21 protein-coding genes and 2 pseudogenes are annotated in these 21295 nt (G+C 34.1%); 21 read left to right on the top strand and 2 right to left on the bottom strand.

Annotation, left to right across the window (positions count from 1 at the left end; translation table 11 throughout):
- Nucleotides 1–220: 220 nt before the first annotated feature.
- From COO03_RS15280 to COO03_RS15270, 3 genes and pseudogenes are all read left to right on the top strand, one after another.
- Nucleotides 221–571 (top strand): annotated as a pseudogene (locus tag COO03_RS15280) (carbohydrate-binding module family 20 domain-containing protein); the annotation flags it as partial.
- A 139-nt stretch (nt 572–710) separates the two neighbouring features.
- Nucleotides 711–1994, top strand: a complete 1284-nt coding sequence (locus tag COO03_RS15275) for a phytoene desaturase family protein (RefSeq protein WP_097897974.1) — start codon at nt 711–713, stop codon at nt 1992–1994.
- Nucleotides 1995–2011: 17 nt separating this feature from the next.
- Nucleotides 2012–2881 carry a sigma-70 family RNA polymerase sigma factor gene (locus COO03_RS15270; protein WP_097897973.1) on the top strand — a complete coding sequence of 290 codons (870 nt, stop codon included), beginning with the start codon at nt 2012–2014 and terminating at the stop codon, nt 2879–2881.
- Nucleotides 2882–2935: 54 nt separating this feature from the next.
- Here the strand turns inward: COO03_RS15270 and COO03_RS27115 are convergent, their stop codons facing one another.
- Complete coding sequence (locus COO03_RS27115) at nt 2936–3094, bottom strand: hypothetical protein (protein WP_097897972.1); 159 nt, start codon at nt 3092–3094, stop codon at nt 2936–2938.
- 308 nt (nt 3095–3402) lie between these two features.
- On the opposite strand from COO03_RS27115, the gene COO03_RS15260 reads away from it, so the two are divergent.
- The 6 genes and pseudogenes from COO03_RS15260 to COO03_RS15245 all read left to right on the top strand — a co-directional run bounded on the left by COO03_RS15260 (nt 3403) and on the right by COO03_RS15245 (nt 7627).
- Nucleotides 3403–3993 (top strand): O-methyltransferase, encoded by a 591-nt coding sequence (locus COO03_RS15260; RefSeq protein ID WP_373605256.1) that lies wholly within the window; start codon nt 3403–3405, stop codon nt 3991–3993.
- A gap of 29 nt (nt 3994–4022) precedes the next feature.
- Nucleotides 4023–4190: a hypothetical protein gene (locus tag COO03_RS27660; protein ID WP_230322483.1), complete on the top strand. Its 168-nt coding sequence runs from the start codon at nt 4023–4025 to the stop codon at nt 4188–4190.
- Nucleotides 4124–4969, top strand: a pseudogene (locus tag COO03_RS27655) (AMP-binding protein); the annotation flags it as partial. The gene COO03_RS27660 and the pseudogene COO03_RS27655, both read left to right, overlap by 67 nt.
- Before the next feature lie 258 nt (nt 4970–5227).
- A complete protein-coding gene (locus tag COO03_RS27650; RefSeq protein ID WP_230322484.1) occupies nt 5228–5458 on the top strand; it encodes an AMP-binding enzyme in 231 nt (76 codons plus the stop codon).
- Nucleotides 5459–5662: 204 nt separating this feature from the next.
- Nucleotides 5663–6772, top strand: a complete 1110-nt coding sequence (locus COO03_RS15250; RefSeq protein ID WP_141523280.1) for a toxic anion resistance protein — start codon at nt 5663–5665, stop codon at nt 6770–6772.
- A 24-nt stretch (nt 6773–6796) separates the two neighbouring features.
- The gene (locus tag COO03_RS15245) at nt 6797–7627 is read left to right on the top strand and encodes a DUF3974 domain-containing protein (protein WP_097897969.1); all 831 of its coding nucleotides are present in this window, start codon (nt 6797–6799) and stop codon (nt 7625–7627) included.
- Between the two features lie 237 nt (nt 7628–7864).
- Here the strand turns inward: COO03_RS15245 and COO03_RS15240 are convergent, their stop codons facing one another.
- On the bottom strand, nt 7865–9100 hold the full coding sequence (locus COO03_RS15240) for an ATP-grasp domain-containing protein (RefSeq protein ID WP_097897968.1): 1236 nt from the start codon (nt 9098–9100) through the stop codon (nt 7865–7867).
- Nucleotides 9101–9300: 200 nt separating this feature from the next.
- On the opposite strand from COO03_RS15240, the gene COO03_RS15235 reads away from it, so the two are divergent.
- The 12 genes from COO03_RS15235 (at nt 9301) to gpmA (ending at nt 21156) form a co-directional block, all read left to right on the top strand.
- A complete protein-coding gene (locus COO03_RS15235; protein WP_097897967.1) occupies nt 9301–10326 on the top strand; it encodes a YheC/YheD family endospore coat-associated protein in 1026 nt (341 codons plus the stop codon).
- Nucleotides 10327–11165: 839 nt separating this feature from the next.
- Entirely contained in the window at nt 11166–12164 is a 999-nt protein-coding gene (gene dhaK / locus COO03_RS15230; protein WP_097897966.1) for a dihydroxyacetone kinase subunit DhaK, read from the top strand.
- 12 nt (nt 12165–12176) lie between these two features.
- Entirely contained in the window at nt 12177–12809 is a 633-nt protein-coding gene (dhaL, locus tag COO03_RS15225; protein ID WP_097897965.1) for a dihydroxyacetone kinase subunit DhaL, read from the top strand.
- Nucleotides 12810–12826: 17 nt separating this feature from the next.
- Nucleotides 12827–13219 carry a dihydroxyacetone kinase phosphoryl donor subunit DhaM gene (gene dhaM, locus COO03_RS15220; protein WP_097897964.1) on the top strand — a complete coding sequence of 131 codons (393 nt, stop codon included), beginning with the start codon at nt 12827–12829 and terminating at the stop codon, nt 13217–13219.
- A gap of 617 nt (nt 13220–13836) precedes the next feature.
- Nucleotides 13837–15147, top strand: a complete 1311-nt coding sequence (locus tag COO03_RS15215; RefSeq protein ID WP_097897963.1) for a DEAD/DEAH box helicase — start codon at nt 13837–13839, stop codon at nt 15145–15147.
- A 328-nt stretch (nt 15148–15475) separates the two neighbouring features.
- Complete coding sequence (locus tag COO03_RS15210; RefSeq protein WP_097897962.1) at nt 15476–16111, top strand: TetR/AcrR family transcriptional regulator; 636 nt, start codon at nt 15476–15478, stop codon at nt 16109–16111.
- A 68-nt stretch (nt 16112–16179) separates the two neighbouring features.
- Nucleotides 16180–17436 carry an MFS transporter gene (locus tag COO03_RS15205; RefSeq protein WP_230322482.1) on the top strand — a complete coding sequence of 419 codons (1257 nt, stop codon included), beginning with the start codon at nt 16180–16182 and terminating at the stop codon, nt 17434–17436.
- Between the two features lie 344 nt (nt 17437–17780).
- Entirely contained in the window at nt 17781–18620 is an 840-nt protein-coding gene (locus tag COO03_RS15200) for a helix-turn-helix domain-containing protein (protein WP_097897960.1), read from the top strand.
- A 114-nt stretch (nt 18621–18734) separates the two neighbouring features.
- Nucleotides 18735–19145, top strand: a complete 411-nt coding sequence (locus COO03_RS15195) for a VOC family protein (protein WP_097897959.1) — start codon at nt 18735–18737, stop codon at nt 19143–19145.
- 102 nt (nt 19146–19247) lie between these two features.
- A complete protein-coding gene (locus tag COO03_RS15190; protein WP_097897958.1) occupies nt 19248–19625 on the top strand; it encodes a hypothetical protein in 378 nt (125 codons plus the stop codon).
- A gap of 135 nt (nt 19626–19760) precedes the next feature.
- Nucleotides 19761–20237, top strand: coding sequence for a MarR family winged helix-turn-helix transcriptional regulator (locus tag COO03_RS15185; RefSeq protein WP_097897957.1), 477 nt, complete (start codon nt 19761–19763; stop codon nt 20235–20237).
- Nucleotides 20238–20418: 181 nt separating this feature from the next.
- On the top strand, nt 20419–21156 hold the full coding sequence (gene gpmA / locus COO03_RS15180; RefSeq protein WP_097897956.1) for a 2,3-diphosphoglycerate-dependent phosphoglycerate mutase: 738 nt from the start codon (nt 20419–20421) through the stop codon (nt 21154–21156).
- Nucleotides 21157–21295 lie beyond the last annotated feature (139 nt).

Genomic DNA, 21295 nt, shown 5'->3' with positions numbered 1-21295 from the left:
AGATATATACATCAATTAAAAAACCGACATAAAACCCCTCTTTTTAGGTGGGAGAGAGCATCTGGCCATGCATAGAAGCGGTCAGGGCCTTTTCCTGCCACATGCGAAGTAAAAACAGAAAGAGAAAACGAGTGTAGGTTACTTTTATTCTGCATAGCAGAGATTTAGATGTCGAAAAATCAAAATGGATATATAACTATCTATTGTATAAAATGGTAGAGTCTATTATAACAATTCATTAATGGGGAAGTTTAAAGATTTATTAGGTGTGACCCCTGTCACGCAAACGATTGTAGTAAAAAATGCTCCTACAACAATAGACGATCCAGTTTATATTACTGGGAATCGTGCAGAATTAGGGCGGTGGGACACAAAGCAGTATCCAATTCAATTATATTATGATTCTTATAATAATGATTGGAGGGGCAATGTTGTGTTGCCAGCTGAGAGAAATATAGAATTTAAAGCGTTTATTAAAAGTAAAGATGGAACAGTCAAATCATGGCAAACCATACAACAAAGTTGGAATCCAGTTCCGCTGAAGAGTACCACTCATATAAGTTATTGGTAATAATATTATGTAAACAAAAAGATCCTTTAATATGAGATAAGGGATTTTTTTGTTTTGGAAGGAAAAATAAATTTTAAAAAATGTCACATTCCTCTTTCTTCATTCGTCTTGTATGTAGAACAATAAGGGAGGAATTGATATGAAGAATTTCGATGTGGCAATTATTGGCGGGGGACTTGCTGGATTAACTGCCGCGATTTATTTAGCTAGGGAAGGCAAAAAAGTTGTTGTATTAGAAAAATCAAGTCGTTTTGGCGGAAGAGCCATAACAACGAATAAAAATGGCATTCTGATGAACCTTGGGGCGCACGCTTTATATCGAGGAGGAGAAGCGTTATCAGCTTTTAAGGAACTTGGAATCACTCTTTCAGGGGGAATACCTTCAACGAACGCACATGGTATATGGAAAAATGATGTGTATACAGTGCCAACAGATTTTCGCTCTATCTTATCTACATCATTACTTTCATGGCCTGCTAAAATACAATTTTCTCATCTGATGTTAAAGCTAGGGAAATTAAACTTGGATACAATTCCTAAAATGAGTTTGAATATATGGGCAGAAAAGGAAATAAAAGATCCGATGGTAAGAAATATGTTCTATGCATTATGCCGAACATCGACATACACATATGCTCCGACCATACAGCTAGCATCTTCTGTATTAAAACAAATTCAACGTTCCATGAAAGAAGGGGTCTTTTATGTAGACGGTGGATGGGAGACTATTATAACAAAGCTAAGGGATGAAGCTATAAATGCTGGGGTTCAATTTCTAGCTAATAAAAATGTGGTTGAAATTGACCACTCAGATTACATGCAAAGAATTCGCTGTTCCGGTGATCAAATATATGAAGTTCCTACGGTTGTCGTTACTATACCACCAAAAGAAGTTTGTAAAATTATTAAGGGAGCAAAAGACACAGTGCTGCATATATGGAAAGAACAATCAGTGCCAGTGACAGTTGCTTCCTTAGATCTTGGTTTAAGAAAATTACCCAACCCATCACATCAATTTGTTTTAGGATTAGATCAACCTGTATTTTTTACAAATCAATCAAGAGCTTCAAAGTTAAGTGAGGATGGGACAGCAGTAGTTAGCTTGATAAAATATCACAATCCTACAGTACCAATCAATTATCCAAATGAGGATAAAATGTGTTTAGAACATACAATGGAGCTTTTACATCCAAAGTGGCAACAGGAATTAGTTGTAAAACAATATTTACCCCAAATAACAGTTGTCCATGATTTTCCTCATATTGGTCGTACTGAAAAGCCGGGGCCTACTGTTCCTGAAATGCCAGGGATATATGTTGCAGGAGATTGGGCTGGCCATGATGAATTATTAGCTGATGCTGCGGTTGCTAGTGGAAAGCGAGCGGCACTCCAAATTTTAGAATTGAGTAAAGTCACAAATTGAAAGAGGGTCAAGTGAGCGTGGAAACGGAACAGTTGTATGAAGCGTATAAACCTTTATTATTCTCTTTAGCTTATCGTATGCTTGGGAGTGTCATGGACGCAGAAGATATCGTTCATGATACATTTCTTTCATTCAGTCAAATAGAAGAGATAGAGTCGTATGGCAATGTAAAAGCGTATTTATGTAAGATGGTTACAAATCGTGCAATCGATAAATTACGTTCAGCAGCGCATAAACGAAATGTTTATGTTGGTATGTGGTTACCTGAACCACTTGTTGAAGAAAATGATGATCCCTCAATGACATATATAATGAAGGAATCTATGTCTACAGCGTATCTTTTATTGTTGCAACAGTTATCTGAAATTGAACGGGCGGTATTTTTATTACGAGAAGTGTTTGGTTACGATTATGATGAGATAGCATCAATCGTTGAAAAGAGTAGTGTTAACTGTCGACAAATCTTTCATCGAGCTAGAAAGAGTATAATGGATAAACCGAAAGTCTCAAAATTAAGTACAAAGCAAATGGCCGCATATGTGGAACAATTCGTTACATCTTTGCAACGAGGAGACGTACAAGGAATGTTAGAAATCTTAAAAATAGATGCGATATTTAAATCAGATGGTGGAGGGAAGGTTACAACGGCTCTTAAACCAATTTACACTTCTGAAAGGATTGTACGTCTATTCTTAGGAATTACTAAGAAGTTGTCAGAAGAACATTCCATTACATTTAGAATAGTAAATGGTGTTCCAGGTATTATTGTAAATGTAAATAACCGGGCTGCGTATGTGCTTTCGTTTGAGTTTCAAGAAGAGAAAATTTCATCTATTTATATGATGGTGAATCCAGAAAAACTTATTCATTTAAATGAGAATGTATAGAATGAAAAAGACGCATTTCAACAGAAATGCGTCTTTAATTTAGGACCATATCATTTACTTCTCTAACATTTCAAGAGGAACATCCTTTTCGCCTAATACCTCGAATTTGATTTCTCCGTCCTCTTCGTAAATACGTTTAATAATCGGTATAGTTATCATTTGCTTTTTGTGCTGCTTACGTTTTCTAGCGGCATCTAAATTAATCACGTTCATGTTTAAAGCATCCTTTCTTACATATTAGTTATAAACAAAAGAAAATGCGTCCAAAAAGGGCGCTTCTTTGATTTGAAATACCGATTAAAAATGATTGCATTTTAATTGTAAAATAATGTGAATGGAATAATTACACGTAGAAATTAACTTTACCAAAAAGTGAAGCAATATGCTACAAAAAAATTCAAATTTTTGCCTTATAACAGGAAAAAGACCTTCGTTTCGCATATAATGAAAAGTAGACAAACATAATCAACTTTCTCATCAATTTTTTAATCATTACATTTGTTGGAGAGGTGATGAATAGTATGAGTTCCTTAGAATCATTGTTGTTAGAACTTGAAAGATATGGGGAAGAGCATGATAGTAAAAAAGAAAAGCGAGAAGAAAAGTTAAGAAATGTTTCTCGTGAAATGGGCCAGTTTTTATCCATTTTAATAAAAGGGCTTAGTGCACAAAGAATGTTAGAAATCGGTACTTCAAATGGATATTCAACATTATGGCTGGCAAATGCAGCTGAAGAAACAAAAGGAAATGTTACAACTGTTGAACTTTCTTCAGAACGGGTCGCAGAGGCGCTTGTGAATTTTGAAAAGGCCCACCTTGGACATCGGATTGATATTCATAATCAGGAAGCGGGCGCATTTTTAGATGCACAAGTAGATCGTTCATTTGATTTTATTTTTCTAGATTCAGAGCGTACGCAATATATGTGGTGGTGGGAAAATATAAAACGCATATTAGAGCCAAAAGGATTTCTTGTCATTGATAATGCGACTTCACATGCAGAAGAGTTAGCGGAATTTATTCAGATGATTGAAGAAGATAATGCATTTGAAACAGTATTACTAGCTTTTCAAAAAGGAGCGTTTGTGGCGCGAAAAAAACAAAAAATATAGTCATAACAAACAAGGAGATTCAATAAAAAATGCGTATACATTCTTATTTCTATGAGCAGGCACAAAAATATCCTGACCGCGTTGCGCTTTCGGAACAACATGATAGTTGGACTTACAAAGAGTTGGCGCAATGTGTTTCAAATCGTGCATCAGTTCTTATGCAAGACGGAGCGGCACCAGGCATATTTTTATTATAAAGTTGGAAAATTGTATGGAATGGATTCAAGATGCACTTGCGGTTTCAAAAATTGGTGGAATTATAATGCCAGTTCATCCAGACGTTACAGAAATTGAATGGAAAACAATTGTAAGTAGAACGGAGCCTAATTGGATTATCACATCCAAAGAGACTGTATGTCAAACAATTGAGCATAATACCATCTCATTTCCTTTTAGACATGTGAATAGTAAGGACGAGTTATACTTTTTTGGTTATACTTCAGGTTCAACGGGCACACCGAAAGGTTTTGTTTAAAGTCATCGATCTTGGACTAGTAGTTTTGAAGGATGGAGTAAGGCGTTTTCACTAACTGAAAGTGATCGGATAGTAGTTCCGTTACATTTATCTTATTCAGCGCAGTTATATCCGGCACTTCATGCATTAGCTATTGGAGCTGAGATTGTTTTATTATCTAAATTTACACCAGAGGCCTTTTTTAAAGCAAAAGGATCATGTGCTTCTATCACACCGGCTGTAATTGAGCCTTTAATTCGCCATGCAAAGCAAAAACGAAGTGTGCAGGAAATAATTCCGGGGTGTATGATTTCAGTTGGGACAAAATTATCGACTATACAAAGACAAAAATTTGAGGAATGTTTTTCTAAATCATTTTTGTATGAATATTACGGATCATCAGAAATGGGGTATGCCTCATTGTTAACATCAGAAGATGCAAGAACTGCACCTGAAACAGTCGAAGTACCATTCCCTGATGTGGAGATTGCTTTTTTTTATGAGAAGAAAGAACGAATAGTAACTGATAAAGAAAACTTTGGGAAATTATTTGTTCGATCCGGTCAGGCCTTTGAAGGATATATTGAAAATGAAGAACAAACAAAAGCTACTTTCATAGAAGATTGGGTAACATCACATGATATTGGTTTCCAAAGAGAAGATGGAAAAATTGTTTTAGTAGGTAGAGACCGAGACATTATAAAAGCCGCTGGGAGCTTTGTCTATGCTGGCGAAATAGAGGATGCATTACTTGGAATCACAGGGGTTACAGAAGCAGTAGTGTTTGCGGAAAAGGATGAGAATCGTGGAGAAATTATCCAGGCTGTTATCGTTAAGGAATTTTCTCGAGAATTAGTTGATATTCAGAAAGAGTGCCGTCAAAAATTAATATCATATAAGCAACCAAGAAATTGGACTGTACTATCACATTTACCGAAGAAGCCAAATGGGAAGGTGGACAAAATAAAATTGAAAGCGGAATTACTAAACAATAAAACGTGTAACATGTGAAGAATCCGCCTTCAGCACGTAGCATTCTAGGTCTTAAGTCTGAGGAAAATAATGTAGAGAACAGGTATACTTATGGTAAGAAACAGGGAATGACTGCATAAGCAGGAGTTTATTATCAAACAAGTATCATACATGTTGAATACGATATCTTAGATGAAATATAGTGCAAATAATTTCGCACATATAAATAAAGGAGCGATTTTGTTGACTGAATTAGAGAAGAAAGAACCTGTATCATTAGTGAAAGATAATGTGGAAGTAGTTGTTGATACAGTTATTAAAGATGAAGAACTTGTTGAACTAAATAAAGAAGCTGATCTCTACGTACAAAAGCTAAATAGTGAACAAAATACAGATCTTTCAAAAGTATTATCACAACTTGGAGACTTGGGCGATAAAGAGCAGCAAGCTGCAGGGCAAACATTATCAGCACTTAAACGCCCTGTAACAGCGATGATGAATGGAAAGAATGAAGAAATTCCAAATACGTTGCTAGAATTACGTAAAGTAGTATCAGAACTCGATCCTAATTCACTAAAAGCATCGGGTATGAAGAAATTTATGTTTAAAGTATTCAAGAAAAATCCACTTGAAACGTATGCTCATAAATATCAATCCATAGATAAACAAATTGAAGAAATTATAAGATCATTACTTATTGGACGCGACAATCTCCAGGAAGATACAGTCGGTTTAGAAATGTTAAAAGAACAATCACATGATAAAATTCATGCGCTTGATAAGCAAGTGTATCTAGGACGAAAGCTTGCTGGCATGCTTGAAGCAGAAAAGCAAAATCCAGATCGTCAAAAAGATATTCCATTAATTAATGATGCATTAGAAAAAATTCTTGTACGTACACGAAACATGCAGCAAGCAAAAAGTGTATTGCTACAATCTATCGCATCTGTAGATATCATTAAGAAAAACAATGAAAAGTTAACAGAAGCAATTCGTAACGCGATTACAATGACGCAAAACGTTGTTACTGTTTCAGCAGCAATCCAGCTTGCATTAACAAATCAACGTAAAACAATCGATGCAGTTAACGCGACTAATGAAGCAATTGAATCGATGGTATTAAGTAACTCACAAGCTTTAAAACAAAACACAGAAGAAACAACACAGTTGCTTGAAAATCCAGCAATCAGCATGGATAAGCTACGTGAATCCTTCCAAAATGTGTTTGCGGCTATTGAAGCAACTGAGAAATCATCAGAGCGTATTATTGAATCTAGTAAGAAGTTTGTTATTGAACTCGACACATTTAATGATGAAATGAAGCAAAAGCTCATTCAGCGTCCAAAGAAATAAGGGGTCATTAGAGGAGGTGAAAAGATGAGTTTTATTAAAATGGCTTTAATACTAATCGGAACGTTACTTTTAGTTGGATTCACGATCGTTGTCTCGCTTGTGTATTTCGGTCGGAAATTTTATTTATCATGGGCGAAGCCTTATAAGCGCGCACATGAATCAATTGAAAAATTATCAAATAAATCAACGCCGTTTTTACAAGAATTTACGCAGCATCCACTCTTTTATCGCTGGATTCGTACAGAGGGGAAAAAGGAACAGAAAGCATTGAATACCCTTTTCTGTGCAGCAGACCAACGTACAAGAGAACAAGTTTTCTCTATGTTACCGAAAGATAAACAGAAAAAAGTACACGCTATGGCGAAAGCAACCAAAAAAGTTACAAATGAAGATATCGATGTAGCGGCGATAAAAGTAAAGGATTTCCTAAGGCAAGAATCGCAACAATCATCCAAACCAACAGATCTATCGTTTTATAAATTGTATTTTTACGACCGTTATCCTGATGCATTAAATACGATTCAGGTATATAAACGATCAATTAACCCTTCATTACAAAGAACGGTTGATGAGATTACAATTTTAGTATTAAACGCACTTCCGTACTATCAAGAACAACGCATGTTTGAGCAACAGCACAAACTTGAAACGTTCTTAATGAAAGATTTAATAGCTATGTTGTCACTAGTGGTACAATTACCACCATCACAACGTCCTGAAAAAGAAGAAGAATTAAAGATCTACTTACAAAATTTCCAAAAAGCGATGGAAGCAGTAGAGCGTGATATTCGTGACTCCATTGATCATGATTTAAATGTGAAGATGAGAGCGGCGAAGGAGAAGTTTAAGAATTAGTAAAAACTCCTCTTTGGGTAAATATATTAAAACTTAAAATTAGAAAAACAAACAAGCACTTACTGGAAGTGCTTGTTTGTTTTTTAGGTTGTACTTGCTATGTTTGTAAAACTTTCAAAGTAAGGGTTAGTACAATTTGTTCACGAAGTGTATCAATTAATTATGATTATATTATAACTAAATAAAAAATTTACTGATAAATAATATGAGAAAATACAGCTTACATGCCGTTTTTGCTTACGTTGCATCTATTAGTTCTTCGATTTCAAAAGAAACTTCTTTAGCTGCTTCTAAAGCTATTTTTTTAGCTTCTGTTTTAAAATATGATGATGCTAAAATGTATCCACATCGATGCCCCATTGATGTAGGTGGTTTTAGGATGGCTCCTTTTTTGGGTTTTATATAAACCTTTTCCACACCAGGATATTTAGAACTACGATTTTTTCCTGTAACTCGGATTAGTTTTCCTTTAGATTTAACTGTTAAGTAATGAGTGTATACATATTTATAATGCTTTTTATTTAGTGAAGGTGTGTTTCCTAACATTAATTGAATAGTTTCTTGTACTAAGTTGATTCCATGTCCAATTTCAATCATGTCATTCATAGCTCCACCCGATATTCTAGGGTTTATTTCGATTAATTTCCAAACATCATTTATTCTACGTAGTTCTATATGACAAGCACCATTTTTCATATTAAAAGTCTTTATAACAGAATTAATAGTCTTGAGAAGGCTATAATATAGTTTTTTGTCTACTTGCCCTAGCAAAGAATAACCAGTGACAATAAAACGATTAAGAAATGTAATTTCTTGCTCAATTATTGCTATAATATGCACTTTTCCATTGTGAACTAAAATTTCAACCAAGTACTGAGGGCCATCTACATATTCCTCAATTAGAACTTTTTCATTAGGTAGTTTTTTCAAAAGAGTTTGCATAGATGAAATTAATTGATTTTCATTTTTTGCTAACAATACATCTTTTGATCCTGATGATTTAGGGGATTTAACGATAACAGGGAAATTCATGTTTTTAGCTTCTTTAAGAAAAGATGATAATGATTCTTTTGGTTTATAAACTAAATAATTGAGTGAGATTGATAAATCTTTTAGTACATTACGAGTCAATATTTTGTTTTCCATATGATAAATTGCTTCGGTAGATATTATATTTGGACAAAATTCTTTTGATAAACGTGCAGCTACATAAACGAAAGAATCAATAAAACTAAAAATTCCTTTTATATTTTTTCCTGTGTTTTTAAGCTTGTTAATTATTGTGACTACATTAGCGTAATCATCTATATCAGTGAAAATCATTTCATGTACATCCGGAAATGTATTGCGTTCTTCAAGAAATTTTTTTTTTCTAGTTAACAAAATTGTAAAGAAATTAAGTTTTTCTGCTGCCTTGATTGCTTCTCTACTTGATCCAGATTTATTTGTTTCAATAAAAACAATAGTATTCATAGTCTTATGCCCCCTTAGCTTCAATCATTTTTATAAAAACTCAAATTTATTATTTATATATAAGTAGAATATTAAAATGGGAGAAAAATCGTTCTTTATATTTTAAAATTAGTCAAATGAAGGGGGATTATGAATATATATAAGATGAATTTGATACGTGTTTGAAAAAGAAATTTAGAAAGAGGGGTAGGAAAACTCATATGGTTATAATCGGTATGCTTCATCATCGGAAAGATCCAAGAGATGTAAAGAAGGCATATGCTTATGCAGCTGTAGCAAAAGCTGAAGGTGTAACTTTTTTTTATTTTACTTTAGGAAAAGTTAATATAGAAACTGAAAAAATTTTAGGGAAAATATATGAAAATGGTGAATGGATTGAAAAAGAATTTTCTTTTCCCGATGTTATTTATAATGCAAGTGTTAATGTTAGTGATAAAACTCAGCAAATTTATGATTATTTATATGATAAGGTTCCGTTCACAAGTCATTCAATTGGAGATAAATTAAGTGTATATAACAAAATTAAACAAGCAAAAGAATTTGAGCAATATCTTATTCCCTTTTATGAATTAACTGATGTTAATAAATTTTTTGATATGATTAATAACTATGAAAGGGTTATTATTAAACCGATATCTGGACATCAAGGTAAGGGTATTGTCTTCATTGAAAAATATAGGGAACATTACAAAATAAATGAGGAAGGGCGACTTTTATCCATTAATAAAAAAGAATTATTAGACTTTATATCTCATAAAATCCAAGAACAGGGTTACATAGTTCAACGATTCATTTCATGTCAAATAAAATCTGGTCATGTTTATGATTTTCGATTACATGTTCAAAGAAATGGGGAAGGAAATTGGGTCATTACTTCAATTTATCCAAGGATAGGTTTATTGGGAAGCGTTGTTTCGAACATGGCTAGTGGTGGTTATAGTACTTATTTAGAGAGTTTCTTAAAAACAGAGTTTGGTAATAATTCGTACAATATCCAAAGGTATTTGGAGCGGTTTGCGATAAGTTTTTCTAACCATTTTAATTCTTTATATAAAAATGTATTATTTGACGAGTTAGGAATTGATGTTGGGATTGATAAAATCCAAAAATTGTGGTTGTTTGAAGTGAATTGGAGACCAGGTTTACCTAGTATATTTAATCTTGAATTAGATGTGGCCAGGAATCTAATTCATTATGCTAGATATTTAGCTGATAAACATAAATAAAAAAAGAGGTGTGCTGATAGGAATTATCAGAGTTTTGTAATTGGAGTTGCTCTAGCATTTCACGGTGATATACAAAGTGGGCAATATAAGAATTCAAAATGTTCCTGTATAGTAATTTCTTAGGGTATAAAGTTTACATTTTGCTGGTTGAAAATAAAATTTTTATGGTGTTTAAACCCCAAAAAGTATTCTAAATTGAACTGCACCCTATAAAATGGATAGTTTAATAAAAAGGCCTTTAAAAACTAAGACTTATCTTTCTCTAGAGTTTTAAACATTGATTTGGATTTTCCCACAATGATACCTAAATCAAATTCATTCCTTAAGAAGATTTGATTAGGACATTTCCGACTCTGATTTTTTTCACAGCTTTTACTTTAAAGTCAGCATGATAGATGATAGAACGTCCCAATACCTTCACTACATTTTCATTCACCTCTAATTGTTTTATTTGAAGTCATTAAAAATAATTTTACTCATTTCCCGTATCTTACTTTTATCATTGTTTCCATTATAACGAGGAAATAGATGTGAAAACACACAAAAACCCCGAATCGTGGACACTTAAAAAAAGTCCATGATTCAGGGCATAATTTATATTATTATTCAAGGGACTTTTACAGTATAAAAAATCATTTAAATATTTAGATTGTTAGAAAAAATTATAAGTGTTAAATTTATGTGAATGTTCACAAAAAAGTTGAACTGCTATTTTTTCAGCAGTATACTTAAGGGGTAGAGAGGAGAATAAATTACGTCCTCTATTTAATTTATTGTGTAAGCGGTTACAATCAGTGAAGAAGCGTTCTTATTTGTACAAAGTTAAGGGGGAAGTTTCTATGAAAAAATTAATCAATAAACCTGAAGAAGTTCTTTCAGATATGTTAAAAGGAATGACATTTGCTCATCCTGAGTGCCTTCAAAAGTTAGATGGTTTTAATGTAATAGTTAGAAAAAATCGATCTAAAAATAAAGTAGTTCTTGTAAGTGGCGGAGGAAGCGGGCATGAACCTGCTCATGCTGGATATGTAGGAAGAGGAATGTTAGATGCAGCTGTCCTTGGTGAAGTATTTACTTCACCAAGGACAGACCAAATCTTTGAAGCGATAAAGGAAGTTGAAAATGGACAAGGAGCCTTATTAATTATAAAAAATTATACGGGCGATGTGATGAACTTTGATATGGCAAATGAACTTGCTGAAATGGAAGGGATCGCGGTTGAATCTGTTATTGTAAATGATGACGTTGCAGTTGAAAATAGCACATTCACGACAGGACGCCGAGGAATTGCTGGAACGGTTTTTGTACATAAAATTGCTGGAGCAAAAGCAGAACAAGGTGCTTCTTTACAAGAAGTGAAGGATGTTGCAGAGAAAGTAGTTTCAAATGTAAGAAGTATGGGAATGTCTCTTACTTCTTGTATTGTTCCTGCTGCTGGAAAGGAAAACTTCTCACTTGGAGAAGATGAAATTGAGATTGGCATGGGTATCCACGGAGAGCCTGGTACACATCGTGAAAATATGAAATCTGCTAATGAAATTTGTGATCATTTACTTGATAATATTTTAAGAGATTTACAATTAGAAGAAAATAACGAAGTAGCAGTTATGGTAAATGGATTATCAGGTACCCCTTTAATGGAGCTATATATAATGAATAAACGAGTGCATGAACGATTGCAAGAGAAAGGAATTCAAGTAGTAAGAACATTTGTTGGAGAGTATATGACTTCACTAGAAATGGCGGGATGTTCAATTACAGTATTAAAGCTAGATCAAGAAATGAAAGAATTGTTAGATGATATTGCGGATACACCAGCTTTTAAACAACTAGGATAGAGGTGAAGCCATATGTTTTATGCACAGCAAGTGTTTGAACTACTAAAAAAAATGGACAAAGTAATAGAGGAAAATAAATTGTACTTATCTGAATTGGATGCAGCAATTGGTGATGGCGATCACGGTTTAAATATGAGTAAAGGATTTAAAAGTGTAATTGAAAAGATAAAAGATGAAGAAATTGATGATTTAGGAGAGATACTGAAAAAGGCGGGAATGGCCCTTGTTTCTAATGTTGGTGGAGCCTCAGGACCATTATATGGAACAGCTTTTTTAAAAGCAAGTAATGTATTAAAAGGGAAAAATAAAGTAGACATAATTCTATTTAAAGAAGTACTTAAAGAGGCGATTTCAGGAATTCAAATGAGAGGAAAAGCTGAACTGGATGATAAAACAATGTTGGATGCATGCATTCCTGCATATGAAGCATTAGATGCAGCAATAAAAGAAGAAAAGAGTACACTTGAAGCTTTGGAACGAATGAAAGACGCAGCAGTAAAAGGAGCTGAACATACAGCACGGATTATTGCTCGAAAAGGTAGAGCGAGTTATGTAGGAGAAAGAAGTATTGGGCATAAAGATGCCGGCGCAGTATCGAGTATGCTTTTATTAGACTGTATCTATGAATATGTCAAAGAAGCTTAAATGAAAGGAGCATAAAAATGGTTGGAATTGTATTAGTCTCCCACAGTGAAAAAATTGTAGAAGGAATTTACGAGTTAGCTAAGCAGATGGCACCGAATGCAAAGGTAGCCCTTGCTGGTGGCACAGAGGACCATAGACTAGGAACTGATATGAATAAAATTCAGGAAGCAATCCATCATGTATACTCAAAAGATGGTGTTCTGGTATTATTTGATATTGGAAGTGCATTTATGAATACTGAGATGGCGCTGGAATTTTTAGATGAAGAAATGCAAGGGAATGTGGAAATTATTGACGCTGCATTAGTAGAAGGCGCTATTACAGCAATTGTTGAAAGTCAAATTGGCAGAACGAAAGAGGAAATAAAAGAGAGTTTAAAAGAAATAACTTTAAATAAACGTTTATCTTAAATTGTTAATTATTAAATGTAAATACATCTTAAGAGTAACAGCAAAAGACGTTGATTTTATATATACATCAATTAAAAAAATGACATAAAACCCCCTCTTTTTAGGTGGGAGAGAGCATCTGGCCATGCATAGAAGCGGTCAGGACCTCTTTCTATCACATGCGAAGTNNTAGCAGGGATTTAGATGTCGAAAAATGAAAATGGATTTATATAGTGAATTGAGGAAATAGTAGGTTGTTTTTTAGAACATATGCAAGATAAAATCTCCCGCAAATTGAGTGGGGGATTTTATTATTCCTTAGCTTTAATAGTAGTTTTGCTAGAAGGATTACTTTCATTATGCCAGCATTTGGTATCCTTTAGTATTTGATCTATTGATAAGATAGGATAGAGACAGGAGAATCCCGCCACCTCAAGCTTGTGTAGAGGTAGGTGGGAGTAGTTCAATTTGTCACCTTCTAATATGCAATCACGACTAAAATCAAAGTGGAAACAAAAAGAGTTCATTCAACTCATACATAGTGGGTGTGAAAAGAGAAGATAAGAATTTTTTTATTTTTCATATTTAGTGAAACAAATGGTACAATGAAAACTCAATGTGAAAAATAAGGAAAAGAAGTGATCTGTTTGAAAAACTTTTTAGAGTTAGGAATTAGTGAAACGTTTAATTATACATTACGTGAAAATGGGATTGCGGAAGCAACACCAATTCAAGAGAAAGCAATCCCAGTTGTCATGTCTGGAAAAGATATAATTGGGCAAGCGAAAACGGGAACAGGAAAGACGCTTGCATTCATCTTGCCAATTTTAGAAAAGATTGATCCTAAATCAAGTGATGTACAAGCTTTAATTGTGGCACCAACTAGAGAATTAGCACTGCAAATTACAACTGAAATTGAAAAGATGATTGTTCATAGAGACGATATCAACGTTCTTGCGATATATGGTGGTCAAGATGTAGCGCAGCAAATGAGAAAACTAAAAGGGAACACACATATTGTAGTGGCAACGCCTGGGCGTTTATTAGATCATTTACGTCGCGAAACAATTGTATTATCCAATGTTTCTATGCTTGTGTTAGATGAAGCGGATCAAATGCTTCATTTCGGGTTTTTATACGATATAGAAGAAATTTTAGAAGAAACACCTGAAAGTAAACAAACGATGTTATTCTCAGCAACGATGCCAAAAGATATTAAAAAACTTGCGAAGCGCTATATGAAAGAGCCTGAGATGATCCAGATTCAAAGCGAAGAAGTAACAGTAAATAGTATAAAACAACGTGTGATTGAAACAACGGATCGTGCAAAACAAGACGCCTTACGTTATGTGATGGACCGAGATCAACCGTTTTTAGCAGTTATTTTTTGTCGTACAAAGCGTAGAGCGAGTAAATTATATGATGATTTAAAAGGATACGGTTATAATTGTGATGAACTTCATGGCGATTTATCTCAAGGGAAACGTGAACGAGTGATGAAGAGTTTTCGCGATGCGAAAATTCAATATTTAATCGCGACAGACGTAGCAGCACGTGGATTAGATGTAGAAGGCGTAACGCATGTATTTAACTATGACATTCCAGAAGATGTAGAGAGTTACATACACCGAATTGGCCGAACTGGACGTGCTGGTGAATCAGGTCTTGCAATTACATTCGTCGCACCAAAAGATGAAGTGTATTTAAAAGAGATTGAGAAATATATTGGCAGAGCATTGCAAAGACAAGAGATAGAGCAGCCTGTTAAAGAAAACAATGATGCGAATGAAGAAAAGCAAAAACAGCAAATGAAAAAGCCGAAGAAAACAGGTCAATATCGTCAAAAAGATAATCGTGAAGGGTCGAAAAATACAAAACAACAATCATTTCATAAACCAAGTAAAAAGCAAAGTAGTACAAAGCAAAAGCAGCAAAGACGAGGTCGTTAATAAAAAGTCATTTTCCTTTCAAGAAGGAAAATGACTTTTTTATCATGTCTAAAAGGTGGAATAGATGCAAAAAAATATTCTTTCGTTCCTTAAAGCGGGAGGATAATTTAATTAAGGTGTTGTATATGTTAGTGAAATATGAAAAAAGTGTTAATTTATGACTGGAATAAGGGGGATGGAATGGCTAGGCAAAGAATTGAAAAAAGGAAGGGTGATCGACTGTTTGTGATGTGCAATAAAATTTATAGATAAGAATGAAACTTTTTTATAGGATACACATATATTTGTATTAGACCGACAGTCAGTCTAAGTGAAAGGGATTTTTTTTATGAGGGTTGTAAAGGAGTATGAAGAGCGTAGAAGCGAAATATTGAATGCAGCAGAAAAGTTGTTTGCTTCTAAAGGGTATACGAAAACAACTGTAAGTGATATTTTACGAGAGATTGGTATTGCAAAAGGAACATTTTATCATTATTTCAAATCAAAGGAGGAAGTGATGGATGCTATTATTATGAGAATTGTAAATGCGGATGTAGCAGCAGCGAAAAAGATTGCTGCAAATTCAAATATCCCTGTACTTGATAAGTTGTTTCAAATTTTAATAGCACAAGTACCGAAAGCTGGTGGGAATAAAGAAAAAATGATTGAACAATTTCACCGGCCAAATAATGCAGAAATGCATCAAAAAAGTTTAGTGCAAGCTATTTTACACTTAACACCTGTTTTGACAGAGGTAATTGAGCAGGGAATCAATGAAAAAATATTTGTAACCGCTTATCCGCGGGAAACAATAGAATTTTTAATTGCGTCTGCACAAGTCATATTTGACGAAGGATTATTTCAATGGCAGCCTCATGAAGCGATGCAAAAGGCAAAGGCGTTCATCAACATGATGGAAACCACTCTTGGAGCTGAAAAAGGTACCTTTGATTACATTCTAGCTATTTTGACGGGACAGTCTTAAAATAACTTTTTTATAAAAATTTTTAGACCGACAGTCGGTCTTATATCCTGATGGAAGGTGTGTATACGATGCAAAATAGTATCCATATAAACCCTTTTTCTAAAGATTTTAACTTCATGGTGATTGGGCAAATCGTATCTATCTTAGGGTCCACTCTTTTACGTTTTGCTTTATCACTCTATGTACTGGATATAACGGGGCGTGCGGACATTTATGCTATTTTATATGCTATATCGAGTGTCCCTTTGTTGTTAGCGCCCCTTGGCGGTGCTATTGCAGATAGATTTAACCGACGTAATTTGATGGTCATCTATGACATGATAAGTAGTGTTATTATTTTCGGCTTTCTTTTGTTATTATCAGTCAGTAATACTTCTGTGATACTTATCGGCGTTGTCATGATTTTGTTAGCAATTATTAGCGCGATGTATACTCCTGTTGTTATGGCGAGTATTCCGCTGCTCGTTACAGAAAAAAAATTGGAGCAGGCAAATGGTATCGTGAATGGTGTTCAAGCATTGTCAAGTGTAGCGGCTCCTGTTTTGGGCGGTGTACTGTATGGTGTTGTAGGTTTAAAAGTACTTGTTGTGATGAGTTGTATTGCCTTTTTCTTGTCGGCAATATTAGAGATGTTTATTAAAATACCATTTGTGAAAAGGGAGCAGAATGAGCACATTGTACCGACAATTATAAAAGACATGAGAGCTGGGTTTACTTATGTTGTCAGAGAGCCTTATATTTTCAAAGCTATGATCCTTGCGGCATTGCTTAACCTAATCCTCACACCACTCTTTGTTGTCGGTGGCCCCATCATTTTACGGGTAACGATGCAAAGTAGCGACACATTATATGGTATCGGGATGGGGCTTATAGATTTTGCTACAATTTTAGGGGCCTTATCTATCGGTTTCTTTGCAAAAAAGATGAAAATGAACACAATATATAAGTGGTTACTTATCATTGCTCTTTTAATTATACCAATGGCTGTTTCCGTTATGCCTCTCATTCTTAAAATTGGATACTACCCGTCGTTTATTCTCTTTATCTTGTGTGCAATCCTTATTGCAATGGCAATGACAATTATCTCTATCTTTGTTATTACAGTTGTGCAAAAAAAAACACCAAATGAAAATTTAGGAAAAGTCATGGCAATTATTACAGCAGTTGCTCAATGTATGGCACCTATAGGGCAGGTCATATATGGATTTATGTTTGAAACCTTTAGTATAAAAGTTTATTTACCTATATTGTTTATAAGTTTCATAATGATAGTAATAGCAATTGTAACAAAAAGAATATTGAGAAATGAGGGCGAAACAGCGTGATATGATAGGGAGAATCATGCTGATATGTCGGCAGAAGAGCAGGGATTGATTGGGGAGATCATGAAAAATATTGACCGCTCTTAATGAGGTGTTGGATGCTGGTATATCAGATAAGTTATCTTTGTTTAAGCAGAAAAAGAGATACTATTAGCATAAGCGCTGCAAGCTAGTCCTTTCACCTCTTTGAAGGGACTTTTTATTTTTGACCCTGTTTTTTTACATTGGCTCATTCTACTGTTAGTTGAATGAATACTATGCAACGAATAGTTGATAGGATAGTAGAATTGAGTGTGTTAAGTTCATTTTAACAGCGCGCTAATTTGAATTTTTAGGAGGAATAAGTAATGGTAGATGTAAGAAAGATTGGGGCATATATTTCGAACCTTCGTAAAGAAAAAGATTGGACTCAAATGGAATTGGCAAATCAATTAAATGTTAGTCATCAGGCAGTTTCAAAATGGGAAAGAGGAGAATCATTACCAGATATCGGGACGCTCTCTGAACTTGCCCGTTTATTCGAAAAAACTATAGATGACATTTTATATGTAGGTAATTCAATTAAAAATCAAACAAAGGTAGGTAAAATGATAGAAACGATTATAGATAATCGTCCAGAGCACGCAGCAAATATGATAAATGATGGGACAGTGAATATAGAAGATATGATTGAAGTAGCTCCTCTCGTAAAGGCAAGCTCCTTACAAAAAATCACTGAGAATATTAAACAGAATAAATTTGATTTAGCTATCATATTACAACTCGCTCCTTTTATTAATCAAGAAACGTTAGACGAATTAGTAACAAATGTGAAAGATGAAGAAGTGAAATGGGAACTTATTTCTGGTTTGGCTCCGTTTATTAGTAAGAATGCTTTAATAAAATTAGCTGATACAATTTTAGAAGTAGATGCACAATATCTTGGTGGAATTGCACCATTTCTGGATAAAGAATATATAAAGCAGCTTGTATTCCGTATGGAAAATTCTGATTTGAATTGGGAGGGCGTTCACACACTTGTACCATTTCTTGATCAGGAAACGATCCATCATTTGGTGGATCAAATGATGGATAATGAATTGAATATAGAAAAGCTTGCTAGCCTAGCCCCCTTTATAAGTCAAGAAAAAATCATCGAACTTCTTGACGGAATAGAAGGTGAGCAAATAAATACAAACACTAAATAATTAGTTGACACCCCTATACTTTTTGAGGAAAATACAATTATAGGAATATACGTTCGACTTGTTAGGTGAACGAACGATTTCATATGTATTTACATAAAAGGGGGATGCTTCTAATTGAAGAATACAAAACAAAAAATTACTACTTTTTTAATGTTTGATGGTAATGCAGAGGAAGCGATGAATTTATATACTTCCTTATTGGATCAGTCAGAGATTATAAATATTTCTCGTTACGGTGCGAATGGACCAGGAAAAGAAGGAACTGTAATGCATGCAACATTTACATTAAATGGACAAGAATTTATGTGTATAGACAGTAATGTGAAGCATGACTTTACATTTACTCCTTCTATGTCGTTATATGTAAATTGTGATACAGAAGAGGAAATTGATGAAGTTTTTAATAAACTAGTACAAGAAGGAGAAGTTTTAATGCCGCTTGCAGCCTATCCATTCAGTAAAAAATTCGGTTGGCTTAATGATAAGTATGGTGTTTCTTGGCAGTTAAACCTTTCGGAAAACTAGGTATATGATAGTAAATAAAAACGTATTCTCAATCTAATGAGTAATACGTTTTTTTTATCAATTCTATTGCTTCTATTTAAAATTACAAAATGAGGTGAAAATGTGAGGAAAATAGGAATTAGCATCTTAATAGTCTGTTTATACTGTTTTCCGTTTGTCTATTTTTCGATGCACCAAGACTTTGCCAATCGTTCAATGCTTGGCTATTTAATAATGATTGTAGCAACTTCGCTTCTTGCGTTCCTTGGACAATTACTAAGTAACTCAATTCCACTTATTATCGGAAATATTGTATCTGTAATTATTTCATTTTATTTTATCGGCAGGATGGAAGATACGATAGGGATAGGGTGGGATGCTGGTTACTTTAAGCCATTTTCACCTTCTCAACTATTAGTAGTTGTGAGTTTTTTGAATTTGATTCCTCAGTTCTTCGCTATGAAGTTGGGAAATAGATATAAAAATAAAGTTAAAGATTAATTTGATTGAGGAGAGTAACTTCTTTGCAAGCTCTACTATTAGATTTGGGAGAAGTTCCCTTTTACTAAGTCAAATCTGTCGATGTAATATCCCAGAGATAAATTGTGGTATAATTTACATATAGGGGGAAAGTAGATGACACAACATAAAGAAGAACAAATGAATCAGGCACTTGCATTGTTTTATTTTGCATATAAAACATTTACAGAAAAACCAGATGAAATTATAAAAGAATATGGTATACAGCGAGTGCATCATCGAATTTTATTTTTTATTGCTCGTTTTCCAGGGCTTAGTATAAATGAATTACTATCTCTGTTAGAAATAAGTAAACAAGCTCTTCACGGACCACTTCGTCAGCTTCTTGAAAAGGGGCTTATTGAAAGCAATGAAGCCGAGCATGATCGTCGTGTGAAGCAGCTTGCCCTAACTAAAGAAGGAGCAGAGCTAGAGAAAAAACTAAGCGATGTGCAAAGAGAACAAATGGGAAGTATTTTTTCAAAATTTGGTGAAAGCTGTGAAGAGAATTGGCATCAAGTTATGAATGAACTAGCTAATAGCCGTCTAGGCTTTGATGCATGGTTATCTAAGCGTGAAGAACCAGTTGATTAAAAATAAGGAAATGATTCATTCTTCTGTTTTTAGAGTTTGAAAAAGAATACATTTTATCCGTGTATTTTGGCAACTATGAATAAATGATAGAATACATGGATAAAAAATGAACATTGCCAGATACTTTATTACGTGTACGCATTGCAAAATTCAAATGATTATTTCCGAAAGGGGAATTATTATGATAAAGCTTGTACTTATTCGTCACGGACAAAGTTTATGGAATCTGGAAAACAAATTTACAGGATGGACAGATGTAGATTTATCAAAAAATGGATTAAACGAGGCAAGAGAAGCTGGTGCAATATTAAAAAACAATGGATACACGTTTGATATTGCGTACACATCCGTATTAAAACGAGCAATTCGAACACTATGGATTATCCTCCATGAAATGGATCTGACTTGGATTCCTGTACATAAATCATGGAAGCTAAATGAAAGACATTACGGAGCACTTCAAGGATTAAATAAAGAAGAAACGGCTAAGAAATACGGAGATGAACAAGTTCATATTTGGAGAAGAAGTACCGATGTAAGACCGCCAGCTCTTACTGAAGACGATCCGAGATATGAAGCTACTGATCCAAGATATAAATTGTTAAAAAAAGGCGAGTTTCCACTTACAGAGTGTTTAGAGGACACAGAACAAAGAGTGCTGGATTTTTGGCATAAGGAAATTGCACCAACATTACAATCAAATCAAAAAGTAATCATTTCATCGCATGGTAATACAATTCGCTCTCTCGTGAAATATTTAGATCATTTATCGAATGATGGAGTTGTATCGCTAAACGTTCCAACGGGTATTCCGCTTGTATATGAGTTAGATGAAAATTTACACCCAATTCGTCACTACTATTTAAGTATGGATGGCGAAGTACCTAAGGGTGTAATTCCAAAACATATTTCTTTGTGAAAATATGTTTGAAAAGTTGAAATACAGGCTTGTTTACATATAAAATGTAGATTCATTCTATAAAAGACGTGGCTTCCTTCTCATGTATATGCAACGCTGCTAACTTTAGAAGGTTGTCCACGTCTTTTGTCATAATGAG

The organism is Bacillus sp. AFS098217 (genome assembly GCF_002551815.1).
In the GTDB taxonomy this organism is placed as follows: Bacteria; Bacillota; Bacilli; order Bacillales; family Bacillaceae_G; genus Bacillus_A.
Note: the sequence above shows the minus strand (reverse complement) of the source record. Positions and strands in the feature narration are given on the sequence as shown.

Coding starts and splice junctions, on each gene's coding strand:
- COO03_RS15275 (WP_097897974.1), top strand. CDS start 711: ATGAAGAATTTCGATGTGGCAATTATTGGCGGGGGACTTGCTGGATTA.
- COO03_RS27115 (WP_097897972.1), bottom strand. CDS start 3,094: ATGAACGTGATTAATTTAGATGCCGCTAGAAAACGTAAGCAGCACAAA.
- COO03_RS15260 (WP_373605256.1), top strand. CDS start 3,403: ATGAGTTCCTTAGAATCATTGTTGTTAGAACTTGAAAGATATGGGGAA.
- COO03_RS27660 (WP_230322483.1), top strand. CDS start 4,023: ATGCGTATACATTCTTATTTCTATGAGCAGGCACAAAAATATCCTGAC.
- COO03_RS15245 (WP_097897969.1), top strand. CDS start 6,797: ATGAGTTTTATTAAAATGGCTTTAATACTAATCGGAACGTTACTTTTA.
- COO03_RS15240 (WP_097897968.1), bottom strand. CDS start 9,100: ATGAATACTATTGTTTTTATTGAAACAAATAAATCTGGATCAAGTAGA.
- COO03_RS15235 (WP_097897967.1), top strand. CDS start 9,301: ATGGTTATAATCGGTATGCTTCATCATCGGAAAGATCCAAGAGATGTA.
- dhaK (WP_097897966.1), top strand. CDS start 11,166: ATGAAAAAATTAATCAATAAACCTGAAGAAGTTCTTTCAGATATGTTA.
- dhaL (WP_097897965.1), top strand. CDS start 12,177: ATGTTTTATGCACAGCAAGTGTTTGAACTACTAAAAAAAATGGACAAA.
- dhaM (WP_097897964.1), top strand. CDS start 12,827: ATGGTTGGAATTGTATTAGTCTCCCACAGTGAAAAAATTGTAGAAGGA.
- COO03_RS15210 (WP_097897962.1), top strand. CDS start 15,476: ATGAGGGTTGTAAAGGAGTATGAAGAGCGTAGAAGCGAAATATTGAAT.
- COO03_RS15205 (WP_230322482.1), top strand. CDS start 16,180: ATGCAAAATAGTATCCATATAAACCCTTTTTCTAAAGATTTTAACTTC.
- COO03_RS15200 (WP_097897960.1), top strand. CDS start 17,781: ATGGTAGATGTAAGAAAGATTGGGGCATATATTTCGAACCTTCGTAAA.
- COO03_RS15185 (WP_097897957.1), top strand. CDS start 19,761: ATGACACAACATAAAGAAGAACAAATGAATCAGGCACTTGCATTGTTT.
- gpmA (WP_097897956.1), top strand. CDS start 20,419: ATGATAAAGCTTGTACTTATTCGTCACGGACAAAGTTTATGGAATCTG.